The organism is Mesorhizobium sp. M1A.F.Ca.IN.020.06.1.1 (genome assembly GCF_004023265.1).
Classification (GTDB): domain Bacteria; phylum Pseudomonadota; class Alphaproteobacteria; order Rhizobiales; family Rhizobiaceae; genus Mesorhizobium.
In genome coordinates this window covers 1-2,544 of sequence record NZ_RZSR01000875.1, presented here as the reverse complement: position 1 = coordinate 2,544, position 2,544 = coordinate 1, and the positions used below count along the sequence as shown (strand labels likewise).

The window sequence follows — 2,544 nt, the reverse complement described above, 5'->3', positions numbered from 1 at the left end:
AGCTTATCGCGCGGATCGAAGCCGACGGGGTTGGCTTCGTCGGCCAGGAGGCGGTCACGCTCTCGACTACGCCGGTCTTTGCCGGCGGCCGCTTGGAGCCGCGGCCCGCCAGCCTGCGCGTCTACCTGGCGCGAACACACGAAGGCTGGACGGTGATGCCCGGCGGCTTTGCACGCGTCGGCTTCTCGCTCGACCCGACCGCGATGGCCATGCAGCGCGGCGGTCAGGCGGCGGATGTCTGGGTGGTCAGCGACAGGCCTGTCGAGCGGGAGACGCTGCTGCCGCAGGAGACCGACGGCTTCACCCGCACCATGCCCGGCAGCCTGCCGAGCCGCGCCGCGGAAAACCTGACCTGGCTCGGCCGCTATATCGAGCGCTCGGAAGACACGGTGCGGGTGCTGCGCGCTTATCACGTCAGGCTGGCGGAGACATCCGATCCCGAGATGCCGCTGCTCGCCGACATCAGAGACTATCTCGAACCGTTCGGCATCGAGGTCGAAACCGCGATCCCGCTTGGATTGATCGGCACATTGGACAGCGCCGTCTACAGTGCCGGCCAGATCCGCGACCGCTTCTCGCCGGATGGCTGGCTGGCGCTGAAGGATCTGTCGAAGACCATCCACAAATTCGCTGAGACGGTCGCGCCGGGCGACGACGCGACGCGGGCGATGACCGTGATGCTGCGAAAGCTTGCGGGCTTCTCGGGGCTGCTGCACGAGAACATGTACCGCTTCACCGGTTGGCGCTTCCTGGAGATCGGCCGCCGACTGGAACGTGGCATCCAGATCGCGCGCACGCTAGCCAGGCTGACAAAGGCAGACGCGCCCGACGGCGCACTCGACATGATGCTGGAGATCGGCGACAGCGTCATGACCCACCGACGGCAATATCCGGTTCAGTCAGGCCGGCGCACGGTTATAGACCTCTTGGCGCTCGATCCGCTCAACCCGCGCTCGATCCTGTTCCAGCTCGAGCGGCTCAAGGCCGAGATCGGCATGCTGCCTTCCGTCGGGGGCGAGGGACATATGTCGCCCGCGGCGAAAGAAATCCTGCAGCTCAACACGGCGCTCGCCGTGATGGAGCCTCAGGACATGACCGCGAAGGTGCTCGACGATCTCGCCATTCAGATCGGCGATCTCTACAACAGTCTCGCCAAGGCCTATTTCGGATAAATGCTCTACGACATCAGGCTCCATCTTCATTACGGCTATGCGGCCGCAGCCGGCGGCGGCAGGCACCAGGTGCGCGTGCTGCCGCAGACGATCGCCGGCGTGCAGCGGGTTATCGCCGCCTCGCTGTCGTTCCAGCCGAATCCGGCCGAGCGCGCGGATTTTTCCGATTTCTTCGGCAACAACGTCACTGCGATCGCCGTTCGCGACGCGCATGAGGAGCTCCACGTCAGGATGAGCGCCCGTGTGTCGGTGTCGCGGCCGGACGCCGGCCTCGACGTCTCGCCCGACATTCACGGCCTGAGGGCGGAACTCGACGCGGTGCGTTCGCTGTCCGCCGAGGCGCCGCATCACTTCCTCGCCGCCAGCGACCATGCCGGCATTGATCCGGTAATCACGGCCTATGCGCGGGAAAGCCTCGCCGGTTCGGCGATCGCCACGGCGGTCGACCTCTGCAATTGCATCCATCGCGATTTCACCTATGACGGCAAGGCAACCACCGTGCAGACGCGCGCCAGCGATGCCTTTGCGCTTCAACGTGGGGTTTGCCAGGATTTCTCGCACATCATGATCGCCGGGCTGCGCGGGCTTGGCATCCCCGCCGGCTATGTCAGCGGCTTCCTGCGCACGATCCCTCCCAAGGGCAAGCCGAGGCTCGAAGGCGCCGACGCCATGCATGCCTGGGTCAAGGCCTGGTGCGGGCGCGATGCCGGCTGGCAGGAATTCGATCCGACCAACGGCATGCGGGCGAGCAACGACCATATCACGGTGGGATACGGCCGCGACTATTCCGACGTGGCGCCGATTGTCGGCGTCCTGAAAACCACCGGCGAGCAGATCGGCGAGCAGGCGGTCGATGTCATCCCGGTCGCTGCCTGAAGGCGCACGATCGGTGATGCGGCTGCTTCTCAAATCGCGATCCCGCCGCTATCTTGCCGCCGGACCGTGGACCGGCCTGCCGGGCACTTGCGCGGAGTTCAATTGTTGACATCGGTCAGCATCATCATTCCAGCACACAACGCGTCGGCAACCGTTGCAGACACGTTGGCAACCTTGCGCTCGGAAGCCGAGATCATCGGCGAAGTGATACTGGTCGACGATTCCTCGACGGACAACACGGCGGCCGTGGCCGCGGACGCAGCCTCGCGGCTGGCGCTGCCGTTCCGGATCATCCGGTCCAATTGTCGAGACGCGGGCGGCTCCCGCAATCTTGCGCTGGCCGAGGCGCGCTTCCCCTGGATTTACATGATCGACGCCGACGATCTGCATATCGAGGGTGGGTTGCGGACGCTGCTGTCCAAGACCAGGACCAAGCCAGGCGCCGACATGGTGGTCGGCGCCTGGCTTGGTCCTGGTCTTGGACAGCAGCGTCCGC

Annotated in this window: 3 protein-coding genes; all 3 read left to right on the top strand. The window is 65.6% G+C overall.

What is annotated here, in order from left to right:
- A partial coding sequence (locus EOA60_RS28355) for an alpha-E domain-containing protein (RefSeq protein WP_206628285.1) occupies nucleotides 1-1,172 on the top strand: 1,172 nt, incomplete at its 5' end.
- Nucleotides 1,173-2,048 (top strand): transglutaminase family protein, encoded by an 876-nt coding sequence (locus tag EOA60_RS28350; protein WP_095823370.1) that lies wholly within the window; start codon nucleotides 1,173-1,175, stop codon nucleotides 2,046-2,048.
- Between the two features lie 105 nt (nucleotides 2,049-2,153).
- The coding region (locus EOA60_RS28345) for a glycosyltransferase family A protein (RefSeq protein ID WP_164899603.1) at nucleotides 2,154-2,544 on the top strand (391 nt) is incomplete at its 3' end.

Coding starts and splice junctions, on each gene's coding strand:
- EOA60_RS28350 (WP_095823370.1), top strand. CDS start 1,173: ATGCTCTACGACATCAGGCTCCATCTTCATTACGGCTATGCGGCCGCA.